The sequence below is a fragment of the Cellulomonas avistercoris genome, assembly GCF_014836445.1.
Taxonomy (GTDB): domain Bacteria; phylum Actinomycetota; class Actinomycetes; order Actinomycetales; family Cellulomonadaceae; genus Cellulomonas; species Cellulomonas avistercoris.
Window position 1 is genome coordinate 43,166 of the sequence record NZ_JACSQV010000020.1, and the last position, 15,593, is coordinate 58,758.

At 75.0% G+C, this 15,593-nt stretch carries 13 protein-coding genes; all 13 read left to right on the top strand.

Translation table 11 applies throughout. The features are described from left to right. The first annotated feature begins 12 nt into the window (after positions 1–12). The 13 genes from H9657_RS17715 (at position 13) to H9657_RS17775 (ending at position 15,488) form a co-directional block, all read left to right on the top strand. Positions 13–1,575, top strand: a complete 1,563-nt coding sequence (locus H9657_RS17715) for a UDP-N-acetylmuramoyl-L-alanyl-D-glutamate--2,6-diaminopimelate ligase (RefSeq protein WP_191784759.1) — start codon at positions 13–15, stop codon at positions 1,573–1,575. Continuing rightward, complete coding sequence (locus H9657_RS17720; protein ID WP_191784760.1) at positions 1,572–3,002, top strand: UDP-N-acetylmuramoyl-tripeptide--D-alanyl-D-alanine ligase; 1,431 nt, start codon at positions 1,572–1,574, stop codon at positions 3,000–3,002. The genes H9657_RS17715 and H9657_RS17720 overlap by 4 nt, the downstream gene beginning before the upstream one ends. Beyond that, entirely contained in the window at positions 2,999–4,081 is a 1,083-nt protein-coding gene (gene mraY / locus H9657_RS17725) for a phospho-N-acetylmuramoyl-pentapeptide-transferase (RefSeq protein WP_191784761.1), read from the top strand. Before H9657_RS17720 ends, mraY begins: the two co-directional genes overlap by 4 nt. After that, complete coding sequence (murD, locus tag H9657_RS17730; RefSeq protein WP_191784762.1) at positions 4,082–5,557, top strand: UDP-N-acetylmuramoyl-L-alanine--D-glutamate ligase; 1,476 nt, start codon at positions 4,082–4,084, stop codon at positions 5,555–5,557. It abuts the gene before it with no gap. Then, complete coding sequence (gene ftsW / locus H9657_RS17735; RefSeq protein ID WP_318241580.1) at positions 5,554–6,822, top strand: putative lipid II flippase FtsW; 1,269 nt, start codon at positions 5,554–5,556, stop codon at positions 6,820–6,822. The genes murD and ftsW overlap by 4 nt, the downstream gene beginning before the upstream one ends. Continuing rightward, positions 6,815–9,544, top strand: coding sequence for a UDP-N-acetylmuramate--L-alanine ligase (gene murC / locus H9657_RS19775; protein WP_191784763.1), 2,730 nt, complete (start codon positions 6,815–6,817; stop codon positions 9,542–9,544). The genes ftsW and murC overlap by 8 nt, the downstream gene beginning before the upstream one ends. After that, the gene (locus tag H9657_RS19780) at positions 9,541–10,668 is read left to right on the top strand and encodes a cell division protein FtsQ/DivIB (protein WP_318241581.1); all 1,128 of its coding nucleotides are present in this window, start codon (positions 9,541–9,543) and stop codon (positions 10,666–10,668) included. The genes murC and H9657_RS19780 overlap by 4 nt, the downstream gene beginning before the upstream one ends. Positions 10,669–10,912: 244 nt before the next feature. Further along, entirely contained in the window at positions 10,913–12,187 is a 1,275-nt protein-coding gene (gene ftsZ / locus H9657_RS17750; protein ID WP_191784764.1) for a cell division protein FtsZ, read from the top strand. 4 nt (positions 12,188–12,191) lie between these two features. Continuing rightward, on the top strand, positions 12,192–12,977 hold the full coding sequence (pgeF, locus tag H9657_RS17755) for a peptidoglycan editing factor PgeF (protein ID WP_318241582.1): 786 nt from the start codon (positions 12,192–12,194) through the stop codon (positions 12,975–12,977). A gap of 189 nt (positions 12,978–13,166) precedes the next feature. Then, positions 13,167–13,646: a cell division protein SepF gene (locus H9657_RS17760; RefSeq protein ID WP_191784773.1), complete on the top strand. Its 480-nt coding sequence runs from the start codon at positions 13,167–13,169 to the stop codon at positions 13,644–13,646. A gap of 3 nt (positions 13,647–13,649) precedes the next feature. Continuing rightward, positions 13,650–13,934 carry a YggT family protein gene (locus H9657_RS17765; protein WP_191784765.1) on the top strand — a complete coding sequence of 95 codons (285 nt, stop codon included), beginning with the start codon at positions 13,650–13,652 and terminating at the stop codon, positions 13,932–13,934. Between the two features lie 169 nt (positions 13,935–14,103). Further along, positions 14,104–14,790, top strand: coding sequence for a DivIVA domain-containing protein (locus H9657_RS17770; RefSeq protein WP_191784766.1), 687 nt, complete (start codon positions 14,104–14,106; stop codon positions 14,788–14,790). 245 nt (positions 14,791–15,035) lie between these two features. After that, entirely contained in the window at positions 15,036–15,488 is a 453-nt protein-coding gene (locus H9657_RS17775) for a TraR/DksA family transcriptional regulator (protein ID WP_191784767.1), read from the top strand. Positions 15,489–15,593: the final 105 nt, after the last annotated feature.

The following is a 15,593-nucleotide window of genomic DNA, read 5'->3' on the forward strand; positions in this document are numbered from 1 at the left end:
AGATTCATCCCCATGACGTCCCCCCTGGGCCGGCTCCGTCCCGAGCGCCCACAGGTCCGCAGGGTCGACGACCTCGCCGCCGCTCTCGACCTGCGCACCGCCGGTGCCGCGACCACCGACCGCACCTTCACCGGCGTGACGATGTCCAGCAGCGACGTCGAGCCCGGCGACCTCTTCGTGGCGGTGCCCGGGCTCAAGGTGCACGGTGCGCGGTTCGCCGCGGACGCGGTGGCGCGGGGCGCCGTGGCCGTCCTCACGGACCCCGACGGCGTCGCGTCCGTGCCCCCGGACGTGCCGGTGCTGGTCGCTGACGACCCGCGCGCCCTGGCGGGACCGGTCGCGGCCTGGGCGCTCGGCGACCCGGCGTCCCGGCTCGTGACGATCGGTGTGACCGGGACCAACGGCAAGACCACGACGACGTACTTCGTCGACGCCGCGATGCGCGCGCACCACGCACGCACCGCCGTGCTCGGCACGGTCGAGCTGCGCATCGGCGACGACGCCGTCGAGAGTCCGCGCACGACCGTCGAGGCACCCGTGCTCCAGGCGCTGCTGGCCGTCGCCCACGAGCGCGGCGCGGGAGCCCTGACCACCGAGGTGTCGTCGCACGCCCTCGCGCTGGGACGCGTGCGCGGCCTGTGCTTCGACGTCGTCGGCTTCACCAACCTGCAGCGCGACCACCTCGACTTCCACGGCGACATGGAGGGCTACTTCCGCGACAAGTCCCGCCTGTTCGCCGCGGACCAGGCGCGCCGTGGCGTCGTGGTCGTCGACGACGTGTGGGGCCGCCGGCTCGCCGCCGAGGCGCCGATCCCGGTCGAGACCGTCAGCACGCACGTCGGCGCCCCCGAGGCGCAGGACGCGGACTGGGCGGTCGTCGAGGCCGACATCGGCCTCGGCGGCGTCGGCTCGAGGTTCGTCCTGCGCGGTCCCGACGGTGCCCGGCACGAGGCGCACAGCCCGCTGCCCGGCCTCGTGAACGTCTCCAACGCCGCGCTCGCGATCGTGCTCGCGCACGCCGCGGGCGTCCCGCTGCCCACCGCGATCGAGGCGGTCGCGGGAGCGCACGCCATCCCGGGGCGCATGGAGCGCGTCGTCGAGCGCGGGGACGGCTGGCCCCTGTGCCTCGTCGACTACGCGCACACGCCCGACGCGCTGGTGCTGGCGCTGGAGGCCGTGCGCCCCATCACGCCCGGCCGGCTCGTCCTGGTGTACGGCTCGGACGGCGACCGCGACCGCGGCAAGCGCCCGATCATGGGCCAGATCGGCGCGCGCCTGGCCGACGTGCTCGTCGTCACCGACGAGAACCCCCGCTCGGAGGACCCCGCGTCCATCCGGGCCGCCATCCTCGCGGGCGTGCGCGACGTGCGCCCCGACCTGGCCGACGTGCACGAGGCGTCCAGCCGTGCGCAGGCCATCCGCGACGCCCTTCGTCTGGCAGGTCCGGACGACACCGTGATCGTCACGGGCAAGGGCCACGAACCGACCCAGGAGATCGCCGGGGTGTTCCACCGCTACAACGACCGTGACGTCTTCCTCGCCGCCCACGCCGAGGGCCGGGAGCTGCACGCGTGATCGCCCTCACCGCGGCCGAGATCACGGCCGCCACGAACGGCACGCTGAGCGGGATCGGTCCCGAGCACGTCGTGACCGGACCCGTCGTCACCGACTCCCGCGAGGTGCTCCCCGGAGGGCTGTTCGTCGCCCTGCCCGGTGAGCACGTCGACGGGCACGACTTCGCCGCGGGCGCCGTGACCGCCGGTGCCGCGCTCGTGCTCGCCGCGCGCGAGCTGCCCGGCCTGCCCTGCGTGGTCGTGCCCGACGTCGAGCGGGCGCTGGGAGACCTCGCCCGCGAGGTGCTGGTGCGCCTGCGCGAGGCGGCCTCGATGCCCGGGGGCAGCGGCCTGCAGGTCATCGGCATCACGGGGTCCGTCGGCAAGACGACCACCAAGGACGTCCTCGCCCAGATCTGCGGCGCGGCCGGTCCGACGGTCGCGCCCGTGCGGTCCTTCAACAACGAGATCGGGCTGCCGCTGACGGTGCTGCGGGCCGACGAGCAGACGCGCTTCCTCGTGCTCGAGATGGGCGCCAGCGGGCCGGGCCACCTGACGTACCTGACCGACATCGCACCGCCGGACGTGGCGGTCGTCCTCGTCGTCGGCCAGGCGCACCTGGGCGGCTTCGGCGGCGGCGTGGACGGGGTCGCCCGCGCCAAGGCCGAGATCGTCGCGGGCCTGGTGCCCAGCGGCACGGCCGTGCTCAACGGCGACGACCCCCGGGTGCGCGCGATGTCCGCCGTCGCCCCCGGGCGGGTGGTGCTGTTCGGCGCCGCGCCCGACGCCGAGGTCCGCGTCGAGGACGTGCGGCTCGACGCCGTCGGCCGCGCGTCGTTCCGGCTCGTGCACGTCGTGGGGCGCGAGCGCCACGAGCGCGAGGTCGAGCTGCGGCTCGTGGGGGAGCACCACGTGCACAACGCCCTCGCGGCGGCCGCGGCCGCGCTGAGCGTGGGCCTGGACCTCGACGACGTCGCCACGGGGCTGTCCGCCGCGGACGCGCTGTCGCCGCACCGCATGCACGTCGTGGACCGCGCCGACGGCGTGACGGTCGTCGACGACTCCTACAACGCCAACCCGGACTCGATGCGCGCCGCCCTCAAGGCGCTCGCCGTCATCGCCGGCCGCGAGCGGCGCTCCGTCGCGGTCCTGGGCGAGATGCTCGAGCTGGGCGACGAGCACCGGGCGGCGCACGACGCGATCGGTCGGCTGGTCGTGCGTCTGAACATCGGTCTCACCGTCGTCGTCGGCGAGGGCGCCCGGGCCATCCGTGACGGCGCCAACCACGAGGGCTCGTGGGGCGACGAGGTCGTGCTCGTCGACGACGTGGACACGGCGGCCGCGTTCCTCGCGGACGAGCTGCGCCCGGGCGACGTCGTCCTCGTCAAGTCCTCGTACGGCGCAGGGCTGTGGCGGCTCGGCGACCGGCTCGTGGCGGGTGACGCATGAAGGCCGTCCTGATCTCCGGCGGCATCTCGATGCTGGTGGCGCTGCTCGGCACGCCGCTGTTCATCCGGTTCCTCGTCCGCCGCCAGTACGGCCAGTTCATCCGCCAGGACGGCCCGACCGCGCACTTCACCAAGCGCGGGACGCCCACGATGGGCGGCGTCGTCATCATCGGCGCGACGCTCATCGGGTGGGTGTTCGGGCTGCTGCTGACCGGGACGACACCGAGCGCGTCGGCGCTCCTGGCGCTGTTCCTCATGACGGGGCTGGGGGTCGTGGGGTTCCTCGACGACTTCATCAAGATCTCACGGCAGCGCTCCCTCGGCCTGAGCCCGTTGTGGAAGATCGTCGGCCAGGGCGTGGTCGGCGTCGTCTTCTCCGTGCTCGCGCTGCAGTTCCCGAACGAGCAGTTCCGCACGCCGGCCTCGACGCGCATCTCCTTCATCCGGGACACGAACCTCGACCTGGCGTTCGCGGGCGTGACCGTGGGGCTCGTGCTGTTCGTCCTGTGGGCGAACTTCCTCATCACGGCCTGGTCGAACGCCGTCAACCTGACGGACGGCCTCGACGGCCTGGCGACCGGCGTCTCGCTGATCGTGTTCGGCGCCTACGTCCTCGTCGGCGTGTGGCAGTTCAACCAGAGCTGCCAGACCATCATCTCGGCCGGGCCGCGCTGCTACGAGACGCGCGACCCGCTCGACCTCGCCGTCGTCGCGGCGGCGATCACCGGTGCCCTGTTCGGGTTCCTGTGGTGGAACGCGAGCCCCGCCAAGATCTTCATGGGGGACACCGGCTCGCTCGCGCTGGGCGGTGCGCTCGCGGCCCTGACGATCCTCACGCGCACCGAGATCCTCGGCGCCATCATCGGCGGCCTCTTCGTGGTCATCGTGCTGTCGGACGTCATCCAGATCGGGTTCTTCAAGATGACCGGGAAACGGGTCTTCAAGATGGCGCCGCTGCACCACCACTTCGAGCTGTCGGGGTGGGGCGAGGTGACGATCGTCATCCGGTTCTGGATCATCGCCGGCCTCTTCGTGGCGCTCGGGGTCGGCATCTTCTACGCGGAGTGGGTGGCGCAGTAGGTGGACGCACGGTTCGACGGTCGCACGGTCCTGGTCACCGGGCTCGGGGTGTCGGGACGCGCCGCCGCGCAGGTCCTGCGCGACCGCGGCGCCCACGTCGTGACGTTCGACGAGCGGTCGGCGGAGGCGGACGTCGCCGATGCCGCCGTCCTCGTGGCGGACGGTCTGGCGGGTGCCGACCTCGTGGTCACCTCGCCGGGCCTGGCGCCCTCGCACCCGGTGCTCGCGGCCGCGCGCGAGCGGGACGTGCCGGTGTGGAGCGAGGTCGAGCTGGCGTGGCAGGTCCGCGTGCCGCGCGACGGTGGTGACGGTGAGGCCGCACCCTGGCTCGCCGTGACCGGCACCAACGGCAAGACGACGACCGTCGGCATGCTCGAGTCGATCCTGCGGACCGCCGGCCGGCGCACGCTCGCGGTCGGCAACGTCGGGACCCCCGTGGTCCTCGCGGCGGTCGACCCCGCGCTCGAGGTGCTGGCCGTCGAGCTGTCGAGCTTCCAGCTGCACCACACGCACTCCATGGCCGCGCAGGCCGCCGCCGTGCTCAACGTCGCGCCCGACCACCTCGACTGGCACGGCTCGCTCGAGGCGTACGCCGCGGACAAGGGGCGCATCTTCGAGCGCGCGCAGGTCGCGTGCGTGTACGACGCCACCGACCCCCTGACCGAGCACCTCGTGCGCGAGGCGGACGTGCAGGACGGCTGCGTCGCGGTCGGCTTCACGCTCGGCTCGCCGAGCGTCGGGCAGGTCGGGCTGGTCGAGGACGTGCTCGTCGACCGCGGCTTCGCCCGCCTGCGGCACACGCACGCCGCCGAGCTCGGCACGCTCGCCGACCTCGCGCAGCTCGCCGGCCCGTCCGGCGCCGTCCCGCCGCACGTCGTGCGCAACGCGCTCGCCGCCGCGGCCCTCGCCCTCGCGCACGGCGTCGACGCCGTGCACGTGCGCGACGGGCTGCGGGCGTTCGCGCCCGGCGCCCACCGCATCGTCACCGTCGGGCACGTCGACGGCGTCGCCTACGTCGACGACTCGAAGGCGACCAACGCGCACGCGGCGTCGGCGTCCCTCGCGGCGTTCGAGCCCGACTCCGTGGTCTGGATCGCCGGCGGGCTGGCCAAGGGCGCGGAGTTCGACGACCTCGTGCGCGCCCGGGAGGACCGTCTGCGCGGCGTCGTGCTCATCGGCCTCGACCGGGCGCCGCTGCGCGAGGCCCTGGCCCGACACGCGCCGCACGTCCCGGTGATCGAGGTGGACGCCGGTGAGACTGAGCCGGTGATGACGCGCGCGGTGACCAGTGCGCGCCGGCTCGCCGCCGGCGCGCCCGCCGGTGTGCCGACCACGGTCCTGCTCGCACCCGCGTGCGCGTCGATGGACCAGTTCGCCTCCTACGCCGCGCGCGGCGACGCGTTCGCCGCGGCCGTGCGCGCCCTGGGCGGTGCCGACGACGCCGGTCGGGAGCGGCCGCAGGACGGTCGGCCGTGAGCGGCGCCGCGCCCGCGCGCGTGCGCCCGGCCCCACCCCGTGCCGCGACGCCGGCCGGCGGCACCCCCGAGGTCCGCGACCCGTCGGTCCTCGGTACCTGGAACTCGGCCGTCACGAGCTACTACGTGCTCCTCGGTGCCACGTTCCTGCTCGTCGCCATCGGCCTCGTCATGGTGCTGTCCAGCTCGAGCGTCGAGTCGCTCGCCGACGGCGACTCCCCGTACGCCGTGTTCCTCAGCCAGGCGCGGTTCGCGCTCATCGGGCTGCCGGTGCTGCTGGTCATGTCGCGCCTGCCGGTCCGGGTGGTCCGGCTGGCCGCGTGGCCCGCGCTGCTGTTCGGCATCGCGTTCCAGATGCTCGTGTTCACACCGCTCGGCGCCGGCGAGGGCGGCAACCGCAACTGGGTCAGGCTGCCCGGGTTCATGGCGCAGCCGTCCGAGGTCATCAAGGTCGCCCTGGCGGTCTGGATCGGTGCGGTGCTCGCCCGCAAGCTCCCGCTGCTGCGGGAGTGGCGGCACGCGTTCGTGCCGGTCGTGCCCGTGGCGGGCGCCGCCATCGGCGTCGTGCTGCTCGGGCACGACCTGGGGACAGCGCTGGTCATGTGCCTGCTCGTCGCCGGGGCGATGTTCGTCGCCGGTGTGCCCATGCGGGTGCTGGCTCTCGCGGGGGGGATCGCGGCCGGCGGCGTGGCGCTGCTGACGATCGGCAGCGAGAACCGCGTCAACCGGATCATGTCGCTGCTGTCGGCCGACTGCGACGTGACGAACGAGTGCTACCAGAGCCTGCACGCGGGCTACGGCCTGGCCACGGGCGGGTGGAGCGGCGTCGGCCTGGGCCAGAGCGCCGAGAAGTGGTCGTACCTCCCGGCTGCCCACAACGACTTCATCTACGCGATCCTCGGCGAGGAGCTGGGACTCGTCGGCACGCTGCTCGTGCTGGGCCTGTTCGCGCTCCTCGCGTTCGGGATGGTGCGCATCATGCGCCGGCACCCGGACCCGTTCGTCAAGATCACCACCGCCGGGGTGTTCGCCTGGATCATCGGGCAGGCGGTCGTCAACATCGCGGTCGTCATCGGCCTGGCCCCCGTGATCGGCGTGCCGCTGCCGCTGGTGTCCGCGGGCGGCTCGGCACTCATCATGACGATGGCGGCGCTCGGGCTGCTGCTGTCGTTCGCCCGCTCGGAGCCGGGCGCCGCCGAGGCGCTCGCCGCACGCGCCTCCGTGGTGCGCCGCTCCCTCGCCGTGATCGGACGGACCCGTGGCTGACGCGACATCCGTGCTCCTGGCCGGTGGTGGCACCGCGGGGCACGTCAACCCGCTGCTCGCGGTCGCCGACGAGCTGCGCCGCCGCCACCCGCGCGGCCGGTTCGCGGTCCTGGGCACCGCCGAGGGCCTCGAGGCGCGCCTCGTCCCGGAGCAGGGCTACGACCTGGCCGTGGTCCCGCGCGTCCCGCTGCCGCGTCGCCCCACCGTCGACTGGCTGCGCCTGCCGGGTCGTCTGCGTGCCGCGGTGCGTGCCGCCGGCGACGCCATCGACGAGATCGACGCCCAGGTCGTCGTCGGGTTCGGCGGGTACGTCGCGACGCCCGCGTACCTGGCGGCCCGCCGTCGCGGGATCCCCGTGGTGGTGCACGAGCAGAACGCGCGGCCCGGCCTGGCGAACCGCGTCGGTGCGCGGTGGGCCGCCGCGGTCGCCGTCACGTTCCCGGGTACGGCGCTGCCGGGGGCCCAGGTCACCGGGCTGCCGCTGCGGACCGCCGTGCAGGAGCTGCTCACCGCGCGCGCGTCCGACCCCGTCGCGACGCGCCGCGCCGGGGCCGAGGTGCTCGGCCTGGACCCCGCGCTCGCGACCCTGCTCGTCACGGGCGGCTCGCTGGGTGCCGTGAGCGTCAACCGCGCCGTCGCGGGGGCGGCCGACGCGCTGCTGGCGACCGGTGCCCAGGTCCTGCACCTCACGGGACGGGGGAAGGCCGACGAGGTGCGTGCGTCGCTCGTCGGCGTCCCCGGCGCGGAGCGGTACCACGTCGTCGAGTACCTGACGGCGATGGACCGCGCGCTCGCCGTCGCGGACGTCGTCGTGGGCCGCGCGGGCGCCGGGACGGTGTGCGAGCTGGCCGCGCTCGGCATCCCCGCCGCGTACGTCCCGCTGCCCATCGGCAACGGGGAGCAGCGCCTCAACGCGGCCGGCGTGGTCGCCGCGGGCGGCGGGATCCTCGTCGAGGACCGCGAGCTGACGCCCGCCTGGGTCCGTGAGCACGTCGCGGCGCTGCTCGGCAGCGGTGACGCCGCGTCGGAGCGCGCCCGCATGGGCGAGGCCGCGGCCGGCGTCGGCGTGCGGGACGGTGCGGCGCGCGTCGCCGACCTCGTCGAGGCGCAGCTGCCCGCGCACGTCCGTGCGTCGGCCCCGCCCCGGCCGACGACGGCGGCGCACACCCCGGCCGTCGCGGACCCCGGTGAGCGCGGCCCGGTCGCGCTGTCCGACCTGGGACGGGTCCACCTCGTCGGCGTCGGCGGTGCCGGGATGTCGGCCGTCGCGCCGCTGCTCGCGGCTCGCGGCCTGCGCGTCAGCGGGTCGGACGCGCACGACGGCCCCGCCCTGGCGGGCCTGCGCGCCGCGGGGGTCGACGTCCACGTCGGCCACGCCGCCTCCCACGTCGAGGGCGTCGACACCCTCGTCGTCTCCTCGGCCGTGCGGTCGACGAACCCAGAGGTCGTCCGCGCCCGCGAGCGTGGTCTGCCCGTGCTGCACCGCTCGGAGGCCCTGGCCGCGCTCATGGCGGACCGCGACGCGATCGCGGTCGCGGGCGCGCACGGCAAGACCACGACCTCGGGCATGGTGGCGGCCGCGCTGGTCCACGCCGGCACCGACCCCTCGTTCGCGATCGGTGGGGTCGTGCGCGCGACGTCCGGCACCCTCGGGGGTGCGCGGCACGGCGAGGGGCCGTTCGTCGCCGAGGCCGACGAGTCCGACGGGTCGTTCCTCGCCTACGAGCCGCTCGTCGCGGTGGTCCTCAACGTCGAGCCGGACCACCTGGACCACTACGGCACGCAGGAGCGGTTCGAGGCGGCGTTCGAGCGGTTCGCGGACCGTGTCCGGGACGGTGGCCTGCTCGTGGCGTGCGCCGACGATCCCGGTGCCGTGCGGCTGGTCGCGGCGGCGCGCGCGCGGCTGGCCGAGCGTGGCGTCGCGGTTCGCACGTACGGGACCACGCCCGCGGCGGACGTCCACGTGGGCGAGAGCCGGCGGACCGAGGACGGCAGGTGGCAGGTCGTCCTGACGCCCGGCGACGAGCCGCCCGTCACGCTGCACCTCCAGGTCGCGGGCGCCCACAACGCGCTCGACGCGGCGGCCGCCTGGTGCGCGCTGCGGCGCGTCGGGGTGAGCAGCGCGGCGGCCGCGGCAGGGCTGGACGACTTCGTCGGCACGGGACGGCGGTTCGAGGACCGCGGGACCGCCGGCGGCGTGCGCGTCGTCGACGACTACGCGCACCACCCCACGGAGGTCGCGGCGCTGCTGCGTGCCGCGCGGCAGGTGGCGGACGACGGTCGCGTCCTCGCGCTGTTCCAGCCGCACCTGTACTCGCGGACCCGCACGTTCGCCCGCGAGTTCGGCGTGGCGTTCGACCTGGCGGACGCGGTCGTCGTGACCGACGTCTACGCGGCGCGCGAGGACCCCGACCCGTCGGTCACGGGTGCGCTCGTCGCGGACCACGTGCCCACGCCGGGCAAGGCGGTCTTCGTGGCCGACCGCACGGCCGCCGCACGCGCCGTCGCGGCGCTCGCGCGGCCCGGCGACCTGCTGCTGACGGTCGGGGCGGGCGACGTCACCGAGCTGGCCGGCGTGGTGCTCGGCGAGCTCGCGGCGCTCGACGGCGCGCGCACGGCGCCGGACGGACCGACCGGGCAGGAGCCCGCGCCGGAGCGCGGCCCGCAGGCGCCCGAGCACGGGTCCGCCGCGCCGGGGCGTCCGGACGGTGCCCGGCCGTGAGCCCGCCGCGTCCGCCGGCCCCGCGCCCGGGACGCCCCGCCGCCGCACGCCCTGCCGCCGCCCGCCCGGCCGCGCCCCGCCGCGCCGCCGGCCGCCGGCCCGCGCCGACGGAGGGTCCGCCGCCGACGAGCGCGCCGACCGAGGCCGTCGCCGCGCAGCGCGCGCCCGCCCCCCGGCCTGCCGACCGTCGCCCCCGTACCGGGTCCGGCCCTGCCGTGCCGCCGCCCGGCGGCCCGGCGCGCCGGGACCAGGACGCGGCGCCGACGCCGGCCCGCGCGGCGACGCCCCGGGTCGCTGCGGCCGCACCCCCGACGGGCCCGACCCGCACGGTCACCACCTACACGACGAGCCGGTTCTCCGGCCCCGTGCGTCCGGCCGTCGTCTCCACGACGTCACGTGAGCGGTTCGCCGAGCGCGCGCGGGCGCGCCGCAACATCGCGCGCCGCCAGGTCCTCGGCGTCGCGGGCGCGGTCGTGGGCGTCGGTGGCCTCGGCTGGCTGCTCCTGCTCTCACCGGTGCTGGCGCTGGACCCGGACCAGGTCGAGGTCACGGGCGCGGGCACGGTCGTCGCCGTGGACCAGGTGCTGGCCGTCGTCGCCGAGCGGTCGGGCACGCCGCTGCCGCGTCTGGGCACCGTCGGGCTGCGGGACGAGGTCCTCGAGGTGCCGGGTGTGCGCGAGGCGAGGGTCGTGCGGGACTGGCCGCGCGGTCTGGCCGTGCAGCTGGTGTCGCGCGAGCCGGTGGCGGCGGTGCCCGAGGAGGCGCCCGCCACGGGCATCGCGCTGCTCGACGAGCAGGGCGTGCAGGTGGGCCGTGCCGACGCGGCGCCCGCGGGGCTGCCCGTGGTCGACGTCCCGGTGGGGGACCAGCGCGCGCTGTCGGCAGTGCTCAGCGTGCTCGAACAGCTGCCGCCGGACCTGCTCGCGCAGGTGGAGTCGGTGGCGGCGCGCACGCAGGACACCGTGACGATGCAGCTGCGCGACGGCGGTCCGCGGATCGACTGGGGGAGCGCCGACGAGACGCCGCTCAAGATCGCGGTGCTGGCGGCGCTGCGGGCGGCGCCCGAGGCGGGCGGCGCGCAGGTCTTCGACGTGTCGGCCCCGCGCATGCCCATCACGCGGTGAGCGGCGTGCGGCGGCGCGGCAGCGCGTCTCGGGACCACGCGAGCACGACCAACCCACGACACGCGCACGGCGGTCGTTGATCCGATGCGGCACGCGACCTAGCGTCACGACTCGACAGCACATCTGACATAACTCTAACCCTCAACCTGAGGGTGAAGGTTCACCAGCACGACCCGCGTCCCGCGTGTCGGGACGAGCACCAGCGGCCCGGCACGCCGCGACCCGCGAACGAGAGGCACCCACCGTGGCAGCTCCGCAGAACTACCTGGCGGTCATCAAGGTCGTCGGCATCGGCGGGGGCGGCGTCAACGCCGTGAACCGCATGATCGAGGTCGGCCTCAAGGGTGTCGAGTTCATCGCCGTCAACACGGACGCCCAGGCGCTGCTCATGTCCGACGCCGACGTCAAGCTCGACGTCGGTCGTGAGCTCACGCGCGGGCTCGGCGCCGGTGCCGACCCGGAGGTCGGCAAGAAGGCCGCCGAGGACCACGCCGAGGAGATCGAGGACGTCCTGCGCGGCGCCGACATGGTCTTCGTCACCGCGGGCGAGGGCGGCGGCACGGGGACGGGCGGCGCGCCCGTCGTCGCGCGGATCGCGCGCTCGCTGGGCGCCCTGACCATCGGTGTCGTGACGCGGCCGTTCACGTTCGAGGGCCGGCGGCGCTCGGTGCAGGCCGACGCGGGCATCGACGCGCTGCGCGCCGAGGTCGACACGCTCATCGTCATCCCGAACGACCGGCTGCTGTCGATCTCCGACCGGTCGGTCTCGGTCCTCGACGCGTTCCACTCCGCGGACCAGGTGCTGCTGTCCGGCGTGCAGGGCATCACCGACCTCATCACCACCCCCGGGCTCATCAACCTCGACTTCGCCGACGTGAAGTCCGTGATGCAGGGCGCGGGGTCGGCGCTCATGGGCATCGGCTTCGCTCGCGGCGAGGACCGTGCGGTCCAGGCGGCCGAGATGGCGATCTCGTCGCCGCTGCTCGAGGCGAGCATCGACGGGGCGCACGGCGTCCTGCTCTCCATCCAGGGCGGGTCGGACCTCGGTCTGTTCGAGATCAACGAGGCCGCACGCCTCGTGCAGGAGGCTGCGCACGCCGAGGCCAACATCATCTTCGGTGCGGTCATCGACGACGCGCTCGGCGACGAGGTCCGGGTCACGGTCATCGCCGCCGGCTTCGACAACGGCGGTCCGGTCGTCCGGCGCGACGCGCGCGCCCTCGGCCAGGTCAGCGGTGCGACCGCGCGCCAGATCCCGGCCGTCGCCCCGGTGACCAGCCTGCCGAGCGCCTCCTCGGTGCCCAGCCCCCGTCCGGTCCAGGTGCCCGACGAGGACCTGGTCCCGGTCGGCACGGGCCGTCCCGGTCGCCCGGGCGAGGTTCAGCGCGAGGTCCCCGCGTTCCTGTCGACGCAGGGTGAGCCCGCCCCCGCGACGGGCTCGCTCGAGGTGCCGCGCGTGCTCGCCGAGGACGCACGGCGCGAGCGCGACGAGCTCGACGTGCCGGACTTCCTCAAGTAGAGCCGTGCGCGAGATCCCGGGGCCGACGGCCGACGTCCTGCTGGACGTCGTGCCGCTCGGCCCCGGCGTGCTCGCGGGGTTCACGTCCCGCACCGGTGGCGCGTCGACGGGTCCGTGGCAGGGCCTGAACCTCGGCCTGCACGTCGGTGACGACCCCGAGGTCGTGGTGGCCAACCGACGGGCCCTCGAGCGGCGGGTCGGTGTCCCCGTGGTCTTCGCGACGCAGGTCCACGGCGCCGACGTCCTGGTCGTCGGTGACGCGGTCGACGGTGGGGCGCGCGGCGACGGGCTCGTGACGCCGTCCTGCGACGTGGCGCTGGGCGTGTACGTCGCCGACTGCGCGCCGGTCCTGCTCGCCGACCCCGTCGCGCGCGTCGTGGCCGCCGCGCACGCCGGGCGGCCCGGACTGGTCGCCGGCGTCCTGCAGGCCACGCTCGACGCGATGGTGCGTGCGGGCGCCGACCCGGGTCGCGTCGTCGCGGCGGTGGGCCCGTGCATCGCGGGCGCGTCGTACGAGGTGCCGTCCGGCATGCGCGACGACGTCGCCGCGGTGGTGCCCGAGGCGGCGTCCCGGACCGCGAGCGGGACGCCTGCGGTCGACCTCGCGGCGGGCGTGCGCGCGGTGCTCCTGCGGTGCGGCGTCGCGTCGGTCCACGTCGACGGCCGCGACACCTACGCCGACCCGGCGCTGTACTCCCACCGGCGGGCGGTGCACGAGCGTGCGGTGGCGACCGGACGGTCCGCCGGTGTCGTGCGCCTGCTCCCGGCGGCCGGTCCACCCGGCGGGTGACGTCCGCACGCCGGTCGCGACACGCCCGCGTGTCGCCGCGCCGCCGCTGCCACCCGTTGCTAGCGTGACCAGCGCTGGGACGTTTCGACACCACCCCCGCACCGCACCGGCACCGGCCGGACCGGCGGTGCCCGGGTGGTCAGGCGGGCCGCACGAGTCGGGGAGGCCCGGCGGATGGGAGACGACGCGATGGCCGGAGCGCTGCGCAAGACGATGCTGTACCTCGGCCTGGCCGACGACCGGTCCGACCACGAGGAGTACCTCGAGGAGTACGAGGAGGCGGAGGTCGCCGTGCCGGAGGACACCTACGAGGCGCAGGTGATGCCCCTGCACCGCACGCCGCGGGTGCAGGCCGCACCCGCACCCCGCGAGGCGGGTGACCTTCGTCGGATCACGACGATCCACCCGCGCTCGTACAACGACGCGCGCAAGATCGGTGAGGCGTTCCGTGAGGGCACGCCCGTCATCATGAACCTGACCGACATGGACGACGCGGACGCCAAGCGGCTCGTGGACTTCTCGGCCGGCCTCATCTTCGGCCTGCACGGCGCGATCGAGCGCGTGACGAGCAAGGTGTTCCTGCTCTCGCCCGCCCACGTCGAGCTCGCCGGTGACGCCACGAGCACCCCGGAACCAGCGGCACGCGCCGGCTTCTACAACCAGAGCTGACGCGTGGACCTGATCCGTAGCCTGCTCTACCTGGTCGTCCTGGTCTTCTTCCTGCTGCTGCTCGTGCGCCTCGTGCTGGACTGGGTCCAGTTCTTCGCACGGGACTGGCGGCCGACGGGGATCGCCCTGGTGGTGGCGGAGGTCACGTACTCCGTGACCGACCCGCCGCTGCGCCTGCTGCGCAGGTTCCTGCCCCCGCTCACGCTCGGGTCGGTGCGTCTGGACCTCGCGTTCCTCGTCCTCGCACTGACCTGCTCCCTGCTGCTGTCCGTCCTCGGGGGGGTGTGAGCAACTCTGCGACACGCCGCGGCGCGGGTTCCGACACGCCGGGCGCAGCGCGCTGCACGGGAGTGACGGGAGGCGTGCGCCGCCCGGATTCTCCGCTACCGTGGCCCGAGGTGGTCGGTGGACTGACTACCGCCGGCCAGAGCCAGTACGACCGACAGAGGTGACGACGATGGCACTGCTCACCGCAGACGACGTCCTGAACAAGAAGTTCCAGGCGACGAAGTTCCGGGAAGGCTACGACCAGGACGAGGTCGACGACTTCCTGGACGAGGTCGTCAACACCCTGCGGGACGTCCAGGGCGAGAACGACGACCTGAAGACCAAGCTGGCCGCGGCCGAGCGCCGCATCGCCGAGCTCAGCCGGGCCGGTGCCCAGCAGTCGGCCCCGGCGCCGAAGCCCGAGCCCACGCCGGAGCCGACGCCGGCACCCGCGCCCGTGCAGCCGGCACCCGTGCCCGCGCTGGCCCAGCCGCCCGTCACGTCGGCGTCCGCGCCCGTGCGCGGCAACGAGCCCGAGTCGGCCACCGGCATGCTCGCCCTGGCGCAGAAGCTGCACGACGACTACGTGCGCAGCGGCCAGGAGGAGTCGGACCGGCTCATCAACGAGGCCAAGACCCGGGCCAACCGCATCGTGCGCGAGGCGGAGGAGACGTCGCAGCGCACGCTCGGCCAGCTCGAGCAGGAGCGCTCGCTCCTGGAGCGCAAGATCGACGAGCTGCGCGTCTTCGAGCGCGACTACCGCACGCGGCTCAAGAGCTACCTCGAGAACCTCCTCGGGGACCTGGAGAACCGCGGCAACGCGCTGCCGCCGCGGTCGGGCCAGGGCCAGCCCGTGCCGGAGAGCCAGAGCATCTGACCGACCTCCGCCGCCGGGGACGCGTGCCCGTCCCCGGCGGCGTCGGCGCGCCCGGTTGCGGACTCCCCGCGGACGTCGTGACGACGGGCCCCGCGCGGCCCTCGTGCTTCCTCTCTGCACATGTGGGCACCCGCAGGTCGGCGCGGCGTGTCGCCGCTCCCGGGGGTGTCCGATCCGTGCTGTTGTGCCCGGACGCAGACGCGCATACAGTCGCGGAACTCGAGACGGGGGGAACGTCCGTGATCATGAACGACGCATTGAGCACACTGACGATGGGGTCCGACGAGCTGCGGAACGCACTGGTGGGTCTCCTACCGGTGCGGGAGGGGGAGGTGCCGTGGACCCGCAGCGAGATCGACGAGGTCGCCGACGACCTCGCATCCGACCGTGAACGGCTCGCTTCCGAGCTGATCGCGGCCGACGCCGAGCTCTCCGACCTGCTGCGCAACTCCGGTGACGGTGCCGGGGACGACCAGGCGGACTCCGGCTCGTCCGCGCTCGAGCGCGAGCACGAGCTCACGCTGGTCAACAACACGCGGGACCTGCTGGACCAGACCGTGCACGCCCTCGACCGCCTGGCCGCAGGGACGTTCGGGGTCTGCGAGTCCTGCGGGCAGGCCATCGGCAAGGCGCGCCTGCAGGCGTTCCCGCGCGCGATGCTCTGCGTGACCTGCAAGCAGCGCGAGGAGCGCCGTTGAGCCGCCCGTAGACTCCAGCGGTGCCCACGAAGGACGACGCGACAGCCCTGCCCGACGACCCGTCGCCCTCCGCCCCCCCCGCGGCCGGCGCCGGGGCCGTCCCCG